Origin of the sequence: Salarchaeum japonicum, assembly GCF_020614395.1 — an archaeon.
GTDB lineage: Archaea > Halobacteriota > Halobacteria > Halobacteriales > Halobacteriaceae > Salarchaeum > Salarchaeum japonicum.
Map to the genome: position 1 here is coordinate 34,042 of NZ_CP085325.1, position 13,923 is coordinate 47,964.

At 62.0% G+C, this 13,923-nt stretch carries 12 protein-coding genes; 2 read left to right on the forward strand and 10 right to left on the reverse strand.

Annotation, left to right across the window (positions count from 1 at the left end; translation table 11 throughout):
• Positions 1–233: 233 nt before the first annotated feature.
• From LI334_RS12510 to LI334_RS12555, 10 genes are all read right to left on the reverse strand, one after another.
• Positions 234–3,050, reverse strand: a complete 2,817-nt coding sequence (locus LI334_RS12510) for an aconitate hydratase (protein ID WP_227262446.1) — start codon at positions 3,048–3,050, stop codon at positions 234–236.
• Positions 3,051–3,224: 174 nt separating this feature from the next.
• Positions 3,225–5,630, reverse strand: a complete 2,406-nt coding sequence (locus tag LI334_RS12515) for a heavy metal translocating P-type ATPase (RefSeq protein ID WP_092635702.1) — start codon at positions 5,628–5,630, stop codon at positions 3,225–3,227.
• A 60-nt stretch (positions 5,631–5,690) separates the two neighbouring features.
• The gene (locus LI334_RS12520; protein WP_227262447.1) at positions 5,691–6,437 is read right to left on the reverse strand and encodes a helix-turn-helix domain-containing protein; all 747 of its coding nucleotides are present in this window, start codon (positions 6,435–6,437) and stop codon (positions 5,691–5,693) included.
• A 61-nt stretch (positions 6,438–6,498) separates the two neighbouring features.
• Positions 6,499–6,783, reverse strand: coding sequence for a hypothetical protein (locus tag LI334_RS12525; protein ID WP_006183450.1), 285 nt, complete (start codon positions 6,781–6,783; stop codon positions 6,499–6,501).
• Positions 6,784–6,820: 37 nt separating this feature from the next.
• Positions 6,821–7,483, reverse strand: coding sequence for a DUF6735 family protein (locus LI334_RS12530; protein ID WP_144800166.1), 663 nt, complete (start codon positions 7,481–7,483; stop codon positions 6,821–6,823).
• A 67-nt stretch (positions 7,484–7,550) separates the two neighbouring features.
• Positions 7,551–7,931, reverse strand: a complete 381-nt coding sequence (locus LI334_RS12535; RefSeq protein WP_144800167.1) for a hypothetical protein — start codon at positions 7,929–7,931, stop codon at positions 7,551–7,553.
• A gap of 106 nt (positions 7,932–8,037) precedes the next feature.
• On the reverse strand, positions 8,038–8,226 hold the full coding sequence (locus tag LI334_RS12540) for a hypothetical protein (protein WP_144800168.1): 189 nt from the start codon (positions 8,224–8,226) through the stop codon (positions 8,038–8,040).
• A gap of 144 nt (positions 8,227–8,370) precedes the next feature.
• Positions 8,371–9,258, reverse strand: coding sequence for a biosurfactant protein 1 (locus tag LI334_RS12545; RefSeq protein ID WP_144800169.1), 888 nt, complete (start codon positions 9,256–9,258; stop codon positions 8,371–8,373).
• A gap of 99 nt (positions 9,259–9,357) precedes the next feature.
• Positions 9,358–10,284 carry a transcription initiation factor IIB gene (locus LI334_RS12550; RefSeq protein ID WP_144800170.1) on the reverse strand — a complete coding sequence of 309 codons (927 nt, stop codon included), beginning with the start codon at positions 10,282–10,284 and terminating at the stop codon, positions 9,358–9,360.
• A gap of 225 nt (positions 10,285–10,509) precedes the next feature.
• Positions 10,510–11,406, reverse strand: coding sequence for a DNA-binding protein (locus LI334_RS12555; RefSeq protein ID WP_227262448.1), 897 nt, complete (start codon positions 11,404–11,406; stop codon positions 10,510–10,512).
• A 733-nt stretch (positions 11,407–12,139) separates the two neighbouring features.
• On the opposite strand from LI334_RS12555, the gene LI334_RS12560 reads away from it, so the two are divergent.
• Both LI334_RS12560 and LI334_RS12565 read left to right on the forward strand, forming a co-directional pair.
• Entirely contained in the window at positions 12,140–13,063 is a 924-nt protein-coding gene (locus LI334_RS12560; protein WP_049983728.1) for a winged helix-turn-helix domain-containing protein, read from the forward strand.
• Positions 13,060–13,872, forward strand: coding sequence for a DUF6036 family nucleotidyltransferase (locus LI334_RS12565; protein WP_135806887.1), 813 nt, complete (start codon positions 13,060–13,062; stop codon positions 13,870–13,872). The genes LI334_RS12560 and LI334_RS12565 overlap by 4 nt, the downstream gene beginning before the upstream one ends.
• The last annotated feature ends 51 nt before the right edge of the window (positions 13,873–13,923 follow it).

The window sequence follows — 13,923 nt, forward strand, 5'->3', positions numbered from 1 at the left end:
GAGGCTGTGTGAATGGCTGAACGTAGTATGAGTGGCTTGAGCTATATTGGGTGTGTGATTGATTAGAACAGAAGGGAACTTTTACGGCTGAATGTGTTTGGAATGAAATGAGGATCGCAACCAAATCGGACTTCTCCTCAACACAGTACTGCTGTTTTCGATTCTAAGTAGTTCCAAATACAAAACCAGATACCTGAAAGCAGTCGATCCTACGCGATTTCACCCGGAACGCGTCACGAGTCGGTCAGAAGTTGCCGAAGCACGTAGTGCAGGATACCGCCGTGTTCAACATATCGCACACCGGCGGGCGTCCCGACCTGGGCCGTCACCGGGAACTCGACCGACGACCCGTCCGACCGCTCCGCAGTCACCGTCAACTCGGCCATCGGCTCCAGCCCGTCGTCCAACCCGTAGATAGCGAAGACTTCTGACCCGTCTAGTCCGAGCGCTTCACACGAGTCGCCGTCCTGGAACTGCAACGGCAGCACGCCCATCCCGACGAGATTGTCCCGGTAGATGCGCTCGTAGCTCTCGGCGATGGTTGCGCGAACGCCGAGGAGGTCGGTTCCCTTCGCCGCCCAGTCACGACTCGAGCCGGTTCCGAACTCCTCGCCCGCCATCACGACGAGGGGCGTCCCCTCCTCGTGGTAGCGCTGGCTGGCCTCGAACACGGTCGTCTGCTCGTCCGTCGGCTGGTGAATCGTGTAGCCGCCTTCGACGTCGTCGAGCATCTGGTTCTCGATGCGGACGTTGGCGAACGTCCCCCGCATCATCACCTCGTGGTTGCCCCGGCGGGCACCGTACGTGTTGAACTCGTGAGGCTCGACACCGTGGTCCATCAGCCACTGCCCGGCGGGGAGGTCCGAGCCGAACGGTCCTGCGGGGCTGATGTGGTCGGTCGTCACCGTATCACCCAGTGTCAACAGACACCGTGCATCCTCGACGTTGGAGACGCTAGGTTTCTCCAGTGGGAAGTCCTTGAAAAACGGCGGTTCCCGGATGTACGTCGAGTCCTCGTCCCACTCGTAGACCTCGCCAGTCGGCGCATCCAACGCCTCCCATCGTTCGTCGCCCTCGAACACGGAGGCGTACTTCTCCTCGAACATCGACGGGTCGACGAAGTCGTGGACGGCTTCGTGGATCTCGTCGCTGTCCGGCCAGAGGTCCGACAGATAGACCGGGTTGCCGTCCTCGTCGTACCCCAGCGGGTCGTGCTCCAGATCGATGTCCATCCGACCGGCCAGCCCGTATGCCACCACCAGCGGTGGGCTGGCGAGGTAGTTCGCCCGCACTTTTGGATGGATGCGTGCCTCGAAGTTCCGATTCCCGGAGAGTACGCTCGTCGTCCAGAGGTCGTGTTCGTCGATCGCGGTCTCAATCGGTTCGGGGAGTGGCCCTGCGTTTCCGATGCAGGTCGTACAGCCGTAGCCCACGACGTTGTAACCCAGGTCTTCGAGGTACGGCAAGAGTCCCGATGCTTCGAGGTACTGGGTGACGACGCGGCTGCCGGGTGCGAGGCTGGTCTTGACGTAGTCCGGGACGTCGAGGCCGCGCTCGACGGCGTTCTTCGCCAGGAGCCCGGCTGCCAGCATCACGGACGGATTTGACGTGTTCGTACAGCTGGTGATGGCGCTAACGACGACGCTCCCGTGCCCGATCTCGATTTCGTTGCCGTCGAGGTTCACTGTAGCGCGCTTCGTGAGGGGTCCCAGATTCTGTTTTTCAGTGTCGCCCGCTTGTTGAACGCCGCCGTCAGTTCGTTCGGCGTCGGTTGGTTCTCCGGTCAACTCGGCCTGGGTGTTGCCGCCCTCTCCGAGCCACCGGGCCAGCGCCTCCTCATCGATTTCATCGAGGGCTTCTTCGAACTCGCCGTGGAGTAATTCCCGGAAGTGGGTTCGCATGTCACCCATCTCGACGCGGGACTGGGGTTTCTTGGGGCCGGCGAGACTCGGCGTCACGGTCGAGAGGTCCAGTTCGACTGTCTCGGTGTACTCGGGGTTCTGCTCACCGAACAGCCCCTGGGCGTCCAGGTAGTTCCGGACGAGTTCGATGTGTTTCTCGTCGCGGCCCGTCAGTTCGAGGTAGTCGAGGGTGGCCTCGTCGACGGGGAACATGCTGATGGTCGAGCCCTGCTCGGGGGCCATATTGGCGATGGTCGCCCGGTCAGGGACGGTCAGCGTCTCCACGGCGGGGCCGTAGAACTCGACGAATCGGTCGACGACGCCGACGTCCCGGAGCAGTTCGGTGACGTGCAGTACGAGGTCGGTCGCTGTCGCACCCTCGGGGAGTTCACCCGTAAGTTTGACGCCGACGACTTCGGGGAGGTTCATCGTGATGGGCTGGCCGAGCATCGCGGCTTCGGCCTCGATGCCACCGACGCCCCAGCCGACGACGCCGATGCCGCCGATCATCGGCGTGTGACTGTCCGTGCCGACGAGCGTGTCCGGAAGCAGCCAGTTCTCGCCGTTCTGCTCGCGTTCGTGGACGACCTGCCCGAGATACTCTAGGTTCACCTGGTGAACAATTCCCGTTCCAGGTGGGACGACGCTGAAGTCGTCGAAGGCGTTTTGCGCCCACTTCAGTGCCCGGTACCGTTCGCTGTTGCGCTCGTACTCCAGTTCGACGTTCTTCTCGTAGGCGTCCTCGCTACCGAAGTAGTCCACTTGGACGCTGTGGTCGATCACGAGGTCGATGGGCACCTCGGGTTCGACGAGAGTTGGGTCGCGGTCCTTGCGGTCGACGGCCGACCGGAGCGCCGCGAGGTCTACGACGGCAGGGACGCCTGTGAGGTCCTGGAGGATGACCCGGGACGGCTGGAACGGAATGTCGGCGTCGGAAACGTCCGGTTGCCAGCCAGCGAGGTCACGGATGTCGTCCTCGGTAATGTCCTCCCCATCGGCGTTTCGGAGGACGGATTCGAGCATGACACGGATGCTAACCGGGAGTTTATCAAGTTCACAGAGGCCTTCCTCTTCGAGGACGGTGAGGTCGGCCATCTTGTAGGTCGTTCCATCGGCTTCGAACTCGCGGATCGCATTGAAGGGGTTCATTATTGTGGAATACTTCAAACGGAGTAACGGTTATTCTTGTCCCCGTTCTCGGGAGACGGGATTCGAGCAGTTGGACCTGCCCGAAGGGGTTCAGAGAGCTCGTTGCTCTCGCGTTCGACGAGTGGTACAGTTCTGCATAAGGTGGCACTGCCTTCCTCGCCAGTGTTCATGGGTTCAGGCACCCGTTTCTTGGCCAGTCTTACTGTCCATGCGTTCAGGCGCGATTCGTGACAACCGCATCGCGTTCCCGGTGACGCCGAGGCTCATCCCCATGTCGCCGACGATGACCGCGACCGCGACGCTCACCAGTCCCAGCGGGACGCCGAGTGCAAGCAGGGCCTTCACGCCGAGGCTCGACCAGATGTTCTGGCGGATCACGCCGTTCGCCGTGTGCGACAGCCCGTAGAGATACGGCAGCTTGCTGATGTCGTCGCCCATCAGCGCGATGTCGGCGGTCTCGATTGCGGTGTCCGTTCCGGCCGCGCCCATCGCGATGCCGACCTCAGCGGTCGCCAGCGCGGGCGCGTCGTTGATGCCGTCGCCGACCATCGCCACGTCGCCGTACTCCGCCTGTAACGCCTCCACGGCATCGACCTTCTCGTCGGGCAATAGTTCTGCGCGATACTCGTCGACGCCGACCTGTTCGGCGATCGCACGGGCCGTCCCCTCGTTGTCGCCGGTCAGCATCACGACGTGCGCGACGCCGAGTTCGTGCAGCCGTGCGACCGCCCGTTCGGCGGCCGGCCGCACCTCGTCGGCAATGGCGATAATGCCGATCAATTCGGTATCCGTGCCGACGAGGACGACCGTCTTCCCCTCATTCTCGAACCGCGAGATCGCGCCGTCCTCGAGGTCGGCACAGTCCTCGCGTTCGCACTGCTCGTGGGCCACTTCGGCGACTGCGCCGCCGTCGGCACGGAGGTGGGCGTGCGACAGGTCGAAACCCAACTCCTCGAAGAGGGCGGGCTTGCCTGCATAGTACGTCTCGCCGTCGATGTCTGCGCTGATCCCCTTTCCGGTGATGCTCTCGAATTTCTCGATACTCGGCACGTCATCGCCGGCATCCTTTTCGGCGCGTTCGAGTATCGCCTCGGCGATTGGGTGTTCGCTTCGCTGCTCGAGTGCAGCCGCGTGCTGGAGTACCGTCTCGTCGTTCGTACCGCCAAGCGCTACGACGTCCGTGACCGCGAGTTCGCCCTTGGTGAGGGTACCAGTCTTGTCGAGGGCGATGGCGTCCACCTCGCCCATCGCTTCGAGGTGGTTGCCGCCTTTGATGAGGACACCGTTCTTCGCGGCACTGGTGATCCCCGACACCACGGAGACTGGGGTCGAGATGACAAACGCACACGGGCAGGCGATCACCAGCAGAGTAAGCCCCCGAATGAACCACGCCTGCCAGTCGCCCGCGAAGGTGAACCCGTAACCGGCTAGGTCCACCGACACCGGATCAGCGATAACCAGCGGCGGGATAGCGGCGGTCAGGATTGCCAGCACGACGACGAGGGGTGTGTAGTAGCCGGCGAACTGGTCGACGAACTGCTCGGACTCGGTCTTCTTCGCCTGTGCGCCCTGCACCATCTCGATGATCTGCGAGAGCGTCGACTCCGAGGCGGCCGAAGTGGCCTCGAACTCGAGGTATCCTTCCTCGTTGATGCTGCCCGCGTACACTTCGTCGCCGGCAGCCTTGTCGACGGGGACGCTCTCGCCCGTGATCGGCGACTGGTCGACTGCACTCTCGCCTTCGATGACCGTCCCGTCGAGCGGAATCTTGTCACCGGGGCGAACAACCACGGTCTCGCCCACCTCCACCTCCTCGGCGGGCACCGTGACTTCCTCACCATCGCGAAGGACGGTCGCCTCGTCGGGCGAGAGTTCCATCAGCTCGCGCAGGGAGTCCCGTGCCCTGTCCATCGCATAGTCCTCGAGCAGCTCGGCGATGCTGAATAGGACGGCCAGCGTCGCCGCCTCGACGAAGTAGCCGATACCGGTCGCGGCGATGATGGCCGTCCCCATTAGCAGGTCGATGTCCAGACTCCGGTTCTTCGCGGAGTAGTACCCGCTACGGACGACCGGGATGCCACTGGCCGCGACGGCGCCGAGGAACAGGACATCTGCGATGTGGAGCGGGTACTCGAGGACACTTGCGATGGCGATGTTCTGTCCTGCGAGGAAGAACTCGAAGAGGAGCCCGACGGTGAGGAACGCCGCGCCGAGCCACGTCTTCTTCGCGCGAGGACTCGTCCAGACCTCCGATGGTGGTGCGATGTCGACGCCATCGGCCGCCTGGTTGTCCTCATCATCGCCCTCGGCGTCCGAGCCCCCGACGACCTCGTAGCCGGCGCCTTCAATCGCCTTGACGACGTCGGCTTCGCTAGTCCGATCAGGGTCGTACGTGACGTTGGCTGTGCCGGTGGTCGGCTGGAGCGTGACGTCAGTAATGCCGTCGACACGCTGGAGGCTCTTGTTCACCTTTTGGGCGCAAGAGGGACAGTCCATCTCGGGAACGGCGAGGCGGGCGGTCAGCTCACGTCGCTGTCCGCCGCCGCTCGTTCCTCCTGCTGCGTCCGGATTCTCTGTCATCACGTCACGGTAGGAGCGGGAGTTCGATATGTCTTTGTTGGAATATTCCAACTACGGCCCTCAGTGGGATGCCAGCCGTTCTTCCGCTACCCGCTCGCCGGCGACATGTTGCTTCGCCAAATGTTCTTCCGCCCGACGGAGTCGGTAGGTGAGTGTTGACCGTGGCACGTCGAGATGCTCTGCGAGTTCTCCAACATCGACCTCGCGGGGTGATTCGTAGTAGCCGTGTTCGACGGCGGCCTGGAGAGCAGCCTCTTGGGCTGGAGGCAATCCACTTGGTGTTCCGTCGCTTCCCCTAGCTGATGTTGTGTCCGCTGTGCGGAGCATCTCCATCTGGGCGCACTCCCCGACGGCGACTTTGAGAGCGTCGAAGAACGCCGCCACGTCGCCATCGCCGGAGTGGATGAGTCGCCACGTGTAGTGGCGGCCCTCGTGACGAGTCTCGAACAGCACGCCGTCGCCGAGGTGGTCGCGAGCGATGTGGGGGACTGAGGCGCAGGTCGGAGTGCGCTCCCAATCTGAGTAGAGGATGAGCGCGTTGTCCGTGCGGTCGAGGACGCGGGTGGTCTGTGTGGCGTTGCAGTCCTCGGTGGCGAGACAGTCAGCGTAGTAGTCGCCGTTGAGAAAGGCGTCCTCGATGGCGTTGAGCGCCTCAGGCGTACCGGTGGCATGGTCGACCCGCCAGAGACGCTCGGCAGTGGCGTGCAGCGAGAGCGAGCGAACGCGAGCGTCGGGGTGGTCGGCGAGGGCGTCCGCCACCCTGTTGCAGCCGGGCTCGTATTCGAGAGCGAAGACGAGTTCGCGCATACCCCGTCTAAGGCCTGCTACGACATAACCCATGGCCTGCAGCGTTATCGACCAGTAGATCTCAGATTACGTCGTCAGGGTCGTGAACTTCCTGCATTCGCTGTGCTTCGGCCGCGTATTGCTCCTGGAGGTCGGGGTCATCGACCATGCCAAGATTGCCGGGTTCAGCATCGACTGCTGCTGTCGTATCTCGGACGTCGGTGAAGGACGTGAGTGCGCGTTCCTTCCGATAGTACTGTTCTCCATCGGGTGTTGCGTAGGTGAGGATGATCAGGTTCTGCTCGTCATCGGAGTACGTCCGTTCGACAAGCCAAACACGAACGTCATCTTCAGACTGATTTGACATACTTAGACATCCCCCGATATCCACTAAGGGATTGGTGTTACGGCTTGCCGAGACTCGCTGTCTCGAAGGGTGATTCTCCGGTCGGAATGAGCAGCTCCTGTCGGTCTCCGACTCGCTCGGCCAGCTTCCGTTTCAGATACTGTCTCGCCGTCGACGGCGTGAAGACGCCCTTGTCGAGCATATCGCCGATGACGTCTTTGAGGGCCGCGAACTGGCCCTGCAGGTGGCCGTCGCCGACCGGCTCGCCGTCGTACCAACGCACCGTCGCGAGCGCACCGTTCCCGACCGTCTCTCCCTGTTCGACTGTCTCCGAATCGTACTGCAGGCCGAACCACAGCGTCCGATAGGCGGTCACCTCGAACGTCGTCGACACCACGAAGAACGCCTCGTGGTGGAGATAGTCGAGATGGTCCGCGACGATCTCGTCGAGCGTGAGCCCGGTGGCGCGGGGCTTCAGCTCCACGACCGTCGACGGCCGATCTTCGCCAGCGAGGTAGCCGTCGACCGCATCTGTCTCGAGGCCATCGGCTAACTCCGCCAGCAGCTGTTTCGCCCACTTGGAGTCGGTGTCTTCGCCACCGAACGGTGTTTCGGCCGATATTCGGTGTTTGAGCTTGAGATTCGCAGCACCCCAATGAGAGTAGTGGAGCGTGTACTGTCCGTCTGTCCGTTCGTACGCAACGAGTGCGCGGTGACCCATCGAGCAATCACCTCACGGGGCGACCGCGACTGGATCGCCCCGCACCCCTCCCGGGGGACGAACAAAGCTACTCGTCGATCGGGTCGGGTGAACTGAGGTCCGCGTGGAGGACTTCGCCGTCGCGAACGACGTACCGCTTGGCCAGGACTGGGAAGCGGCACTTGGTAAATCCGGCTGTCTGGATGTCGAATTCTTCGTTCGGTTCGAGATACTCCGCGAGCGACCGGAGGAACTCGTGGGTGACGATGCCACCGTCGTAGTCAGGAAGTCCGTTCTCACGAGCCTCGTACACTTCGAAGCTGTCGTAGCCCCAGATGATCAGTTCGCCGTCGTCGTCCACCTCCCAGTTGAGCGTCCCGAAGCAGTGGTTCTCACAGAGTTCGCGGACTGCCTGTGGGTCTGTTACGAGCGCGCCGGTCGATGTCGTTGCGGCTTGGAGTATTGCCATGGATTGTTCTCGGGAGCTGTCTCGCGCCCCCGCACCCCTTCAGGGGGCGAACAACCGTTCACGCTGTGACGGCCACAGGACGCTGAGCTGCCGACGCGTCGAGCTGTCAGGATTCTCTGTTGACGTCACCGTCCCCTGTCGTATTCGGTTGGGTGAGAACATCCACCTGCTCGAGGAGCGTCGTCGCGGTGCTAATTCGCTCTCGATCAGCGGGCCCCAATTGGTCGGCGTCGATACTGGAGAGGCTGCTAAGCGCGCGGTGGAGTCGATAGCCAGGGGTGTCTCGTGGGTCCATGTGTGCGCCTCCGCCAATTCTCGGCGCCGAAAAACACCGGCGGGCAGTCAGCAGGTGTGGTATCGTCGGGTGGTCGCGAGCTGGCTTCTGTTAACCAACAACTCCGAGCCGACACCAGGATTGTTGGTTAATTTGACGTTGTCTTTACTGACCGGCTTCGGGTTCGGGCCCGTAGCGTGGCGTGCCGCACCGCTGACAGCCCCACATTGGCTGCCCGGTCCACTCGTCATCGGGGACCGCCTCGAATTCGCGAAAACGATGCTTAGTCTCCCGACCACACTCCCGACACTCGAGGTGAATTCTGTTTGGGCGCTCGCGTCGTGACTGTTCGGTATCAGTTTTGTCAACGGATTCCTGGAGCGAAATCGCTGGCACCAGCCAGAGGTCGTCGTCTGCGTCCTCACGGAGGCTTACAAGACGATCTTCGGAGCGAACCCCACTCCCGGTTTCCTCATAGAGAAACGTCGTGTGCTCGCCGTCGTGACGGGGCTGCGTCGTCTCTGTCCACGCCGTCCGCTCACGAGCAGCCGCGAGCAGCTGATTACCACATTCAGACGTGACTCGTGTCGCCGAGGGGAGCGAGGGCCACTGATCGACAAGCTGTGGGGCCGGTTCCTCGTCGAGATCGTAGATTAGCTTGCAGTCATCGACTACTGGGTCATCATCTCCCTTCGCGAGGAGGGTGGCCGCAGCAGATCCCTTCGCGACGGCGCCGTAGAACGTCGACGCCTCAACGACTATGTGGATGATATGGAGGAGAGTCTGTTCATCAGTCGATGTGTCCTGATCGTCGGCTGCTTCGAGATGGTTGGTGAGACAGAACCGGCACTTCGACTGGCCAGCGGGGATCGACGCTCCACAGGAATCGCACTCGGTCTCACCTTCTGTCGGGTCGTCTGGATAGCCCGCGTCGACGCCACCAGAGCGTTGCCGCCGGGGCTCGCCACTACTACTGGCGAGTTGATCGTCGGGAACGTGGGTCGCTTCGCCGAGCGGTCGGAGGACTTCGTAGTCGGCGTACTGGTCGGTCATAGGGTGATCTGGCCGTATCATGCTTCGTCTTCGGATTTAAACAATGGCTCTCACATCAATCAGACAACAAAATACAACCGAAAATCAGCAGTGTGGGCGTTAGACAGCCAGTTCGTCCAGCGCGTCGCGGTGGGTTCGCACGGTGACCACCGAGACGTTCGCAACGTCGGCGACGTCCGACTGGGTAAGCCACCGTCCGTCTTCGCGCCCGGCCTTGTACAGACAGGCTGCGGCGAATCCGGATGGTCGAACCCCCGTGGTTGCTCCGGTCGATTCGGATGCTTCCGCCAGCTGCCGAGCCCGCTGCCGGATCTGATCGGAGACGTCAAGCTCCGAGGCCAACCGCGGAACGAACGCACTGGGCGTCACGGGTTGGGCCGGCAGGCCAAGTTCCGTATTCAGCGTCGTGTATGCGTTCGTCACCCGCGATTGCTCGACGCGCGCCGACTCGGTGATGTCGTTGAGCGTTCGCGGCCGCCCGTTACACCGACACGCTCCGTAGACACTCGCGGCGGCCATCGCCTCGATTGAGCGGCCCTGCAGGAGGTCCTCGTTCTGGGCACTCCGGAAGAGCTGGCAGGCCTGGTCACGGATCGTCTCGGATAGTTCGAGCGTACTACTGATCCGGCGGACTTCACTGAGTCCGTGTGCAAGGTTGCGTTCGGCTTTCGACTGAAACCGCCCACGCGTCTGTTCACGGCGCATCCGGAACAGCCGGCGTCGCTTCTGCTCGGAGAGGCTGTTCCCGTTTGCATCGGTCCCGTGGCCGATCTCCGTCGACAACCCACGATCGTGCCGCGCTGCCGTCAACGGAGCGCCTGTGCGCTCGCGCTCATCTTCGTCGAACGCTCGCCACTCTGGCCCGTGGTCGATCCGCTGGTCATCGATGACGAGCCCACACTCCTCGCAGATGGTTTCGACTGCGTTGGTAGTGACCCGCCCGTCGCATTCGGGGCACTGGTTAGGGTTCGACTCCGTCTGACCGTCCTCGTCGAAGCTCGTTTCGTAGATGTCTCTGATTGCCATGGATACTCACGAGGGGACTCACGTGGATCGCGTCTCTCGGAGTGCCCCTCACCTATCAGGGGGCACATACACACCACACGGGACAGCGCTGACACTGATGGGCTGCGGTGGCGAAAGCCCGGCCGCGAAACGGCGCGTGAGCGCCGTGAGCAGCCCGGACCGTGGAGGTGGTGGGAGGTGGCGGTGACCGCGTACACACCAGCAAAAAAGGGGTGCGCCGACCGGCTATTCCCACCACCGACCGCGCTCAGGGAACATAATGGTGCTCCACCCAGTGACAGCCAGTGAGACGCGCCCCTCGTACCAGTTCCGGGCTACCTTGTGAATACGCACCTGCTCGCCCTCTTCAATCCACGGCGCATCTGATTTCTCCCAGATCGTCACCTTCGTTTTTCCACTGTCGTCTGCGATCAGCCCGACTTGAGCGATGGCCGGCGAGTCCGCATCCCAGAGTACTTCCACTCGACCCTCGATGCTCACCTCTTTGCGATTGACGTCCTCGAGCTTCCCAATGGGGATCACCGTCCCAGGCGCCGTCTGCAACTCCTCGAACACCCCGACGACTGCACTCGTTAGGTCTTTCCCACCGACGACGGCTTCACCCAACCGCCGGCCAATCGCTGCTCGCGACCAGCCATCCAGCTTCTCCGCCAGTCGCATCGACTGCTTGTTCACCGCCGCCAACTGCTCCTGCGTGAGCTCTGCACGAGGATCGTCTCGCTCCGGGTCAGCCATCGGATTCACGCTCGCTGCCCGCTTCTGGAACTTCACACGCCGCTCAGCGCTTCGCTTCGCTGCGATGTCTCGCGTCCGCTTCGCACGCCCCTCCTGCTGACTGAGTTCTGCCTGGGCACTGATGTGTTCCAACTCGGCCTCTCGTGCCTTGATGCGCTCTTCCTGTTCGAGGGTCTTCCCGAACATGTGATCCGGGCCTTCCTCGACGCGCGCGTCTGGGTGGTTGGAATCGACTTTGGCCTGGACTTCCATGTCGACCGTCGCCCGGAACTCCGGGGTCTCGTCGACGACTTCGAAGCCGTCCTCGCCGATCTCGACGTCATCGTGTTTCTCGAAAGCCTGTTCATCGACCGAAACCTCATTACCGAAGACGTTCTTACTCGACATTGGAGTTCAGCTCCTGAAGGCGCTCACGCGCCCGACACCGCGATGCTACAACATCGCGGATTTCCTCGACGACAACGACCGACAGAACCATCTGCGCGCTCTCGCTCGCGCCTTCGCGAGCGCCCTGTGGGCGCGAGCGAGAGCGCGCCCGAGGCGGACGATCATCCAGCACCGCGCGCCGACCCGCCCGGAGCGAGCGGCCAGCGGGATATGCCCGCTCGTGTCCGGCCCGATGTGCGGGTCCGTGTCCAGGGCGACTGTCGCCGAGAACGCGCGCCGCGGTGTGGCGCGCGACAGCGCAGGCGGCACAAAGCGCTGGAACGCGAAAGCCCGCAAGGGGCGCAACCGACGGGGATACCCGCTGGCGCCGAGGGCACATCCATTTTAGCCCGGAACGGGCGCGGGCGGTGCGGAGAGCGCCCGCAGGCCCGGAATGGTCGGTCGCGAGCGACGCGGAGGGCGGAACGCGGCGAGCGGTGCGGGCCATAACGGACACATCTGTCCACCCAGCCGCGACACTCAGCGACCCAACTACTGCCCTGGCGGACTCAGAAAGGGCGAGGCCGTCTCGGTCACCGGGAAAGCAGGCTCTCCCGAGCTAACGGGCGGCGCGCCGCCCGTGAACGGCCGAGGGCCTTCATCGTGTTGCTCACCCAGCAACCTCAGCTGAGTCAGTCATACTCGTTGCGAGATAGCGAAGTTATTTAAATATCGGTTCGTATCTACGCAACAGATGCTTACCGAAGGCGAGGTTCGCGCGCTCACCGTCCTTCACGGTGAGCAGACAGTCTCCGAATTTGCGACCCAGCTGGACCGCAGTCTCAGCTACACGTCTGAACTTGTCGATCGTCTCGAAGCGACCGGACTCGTCGAGACGCGTCGACAAGGGAAAACAAAGCAGATCCGGCCATCGGACGCGAAAGCACTCGAACTCCTCGCAGACATCACCCAAGAGTATTCGCACATCGACTGGCCTGAACTGTTGTCGGGTGCGACGCTCCGCGTTCTCTACTATCTTGAAACACCGCGGGTCGTAATGGAGCTCGCACGCCGGGCCAACATTCACAGGAGTACCGTCCATCGCGCCCTCGATCCACTTCAGCATCGAGGGATCATCTACGAAACTGACGAGGATGCATATGTGCTGAACGAGGGATTCGAACAACTGAGTACGCTTGCTCGGGAACTCGTTCACCACGACCATCGCCAGACCGTCGAACAACACACCGACACCTACACGATTCTCTGGGAGTCACTCGACGAGTTCCTCGTCCAGACCGCAGATGAGATTACCGCCGAGGACTTCCTTTCGACGGGGCCAGAGCGTTTCCAGACCTACGACCTGCCCCTTCTGGCCCGCGACCGTCGGTACTATTTCCATTCAGAGACGATGAATGATCTCTCGCCGGCGATGCTGTGCTGTCATATGCTCGTAATCGATTCGGGCGCACGTACCCAGTCATACTGTCTGCTCCTGCTCAGCCACGTTGACGTCGACCGTGACGAACTGCGTGACCAGGCCACAAAGTACGGCGTCGACGATCTCGTCGAGGACTTGCTCACGTATCTCGACACGAGTGGCGAGGAGCGGGCATCTCGACTTCCCGAGTGGGAAGAGTTCCAAGAATTGGCTGCGGACTACGGGGTGTCAGCATGAGGGCGCGATTCGACAGTTCGTACATTCGGTCGGAACTCGAGCGCATCGGCGAGCAGCTAGACGACCCACTCACTGTCTTCTTGATCGGCGGTGGGGCAATGGCGTTCCAGGATCTCAAGACCACTACCAAGGATATCGATCTCATCGTCGCATCCGGTGATGACCTCGGGCAGCTCCAAGCAGTACTGCTCGAACTTGGTTACGATATCGTTCGGGAACCGGACGAAGAATACGAAGCGCTCGGTGCTCAGCGAATCCTCGAGAACGATGATGGGTGTCGAATCGACATCTTTCACCAGCAGGTAATCGATAAACTGGTTCTTTCTGACGGGATTCGGAAGCGTAGCGAGCGGTACCTCAACCCCAGCAACTTGGTGGTCGAACTCGTGAGCCCAGAGGACATCTTCCTATTCAAGGCGGTCGCCGGACGGGTGGACGATATCGAAGATATGTTTTCGCTGCTGCAGACTGACCTCGATTTCGACGTCGTCGAAGCAGAACTCGCCGCGCAGATCGACCTCTTGGATCAAGAGCTATTCGTAACATACGTGAACGAGGCGTTGGCCGATCTCACCGAGCAACACAACGTGAGGACACCCCTGCATGAGCCGGTCGCGGAGATTACAGAGCGCGTATACGAGGAACTCGAAGTGCTTCACGCCCTCGACGAACCGAAATCTATGCCTGCCCTCCAGCAGGAACTCGATTACACCACGGTTGAATTACAGGATATCGTGAGTCGTCTCGAGGAGAAAGACGCAGTCAAGGGAACCGCTGATCGCATCGAGCGTCTTTCGACGACGATCTGACGGCGAGGGATACCGGAATCTATGGCGTAATGCCAAGCGGTGCGGCTTATT

Coding starts and splice junctions, on each gene's coding strand:
- LI334_RS12510 (WP_227262446.1), bottom strand. CDS start 3,050: ATGAACCCCTTCAATGCGATCCGCGAGTTCGAAGCCGATGGAACGACC.
- LI334_RS12515 (WP_092635702.1), bottom strand. CDS start 5,630: ATGACAGAGAATCCGGACGCAGCAGGAGGAACGAGCGGCGGCGGACAG.
- LI334_RS12520 (WP_227262447.1), bottom strand. CDS start 6,437: ATGCGCGAACTCGTCTTCGCTCTCGAATACGAGCCCGGCTGCAACAGG.
- LI334_RS12525 (WP_006183450.1), bottom strand. CDS start 6,783: ATGTCAAATCAGTCTGAAGATGACGTTCGTGTTTGGCTTGTCGAACGG.
- LI334_RS12530 (WP_144800166.1), bottom strand. CDS start 7,483: ATGGGTCACCGCGCACTCGTTGCGTACGAACGGACAGACGGACAGTAC.
- LI334_RS12535 (WP_144800167.1), bottom strand. CDS start 7,931: ATGGCAATACTCCAAGCCGCAACGACATCGACCGGCGCGCTCGTAACA.
- LI334_RS12540 (WP_144800168.1), bottom strand. CDS start 8,226: ATGGACCCACGAGACACCCCTGGCTATCGACTCCACCGCGCGCTTAGC.
- LI334_RS12545 (WP_144800169.1), bottom strand. CDS start 9,258: ATGACCGACCAGTACGCCGACTACGAAGTCCTCCGACCGCTCGGCGAA.
- LI334_RS12550 (WP_144800170.1), bottom strand. CDS start 10,284: ATGGCAATCAGAGACATCTACGAAACGAGCTTCGACGAGGACGGTCAG.
- LI334_RS12555 (WP_227262448.1), bottom strand. CDS start 11,406: ATGTCGAGTAAGAACGTCTTCGGTAATGAGGTTTCGGTCGATGAACAG.
- LI334_RS12560 (WP_049983728.1), top strand. CDS start 12,140: ATGCTTACCGAAGGCGAGGTTCGCGCGCTCACCGTCCTTCACGGTGAG.
- LI334_RS12565 (WP_135806887.1), top strand. CDS start 13,060: ATGAGGGCGCGATTCGACAGTTCGTACATTCGGTCGGAACTCGAGCGC.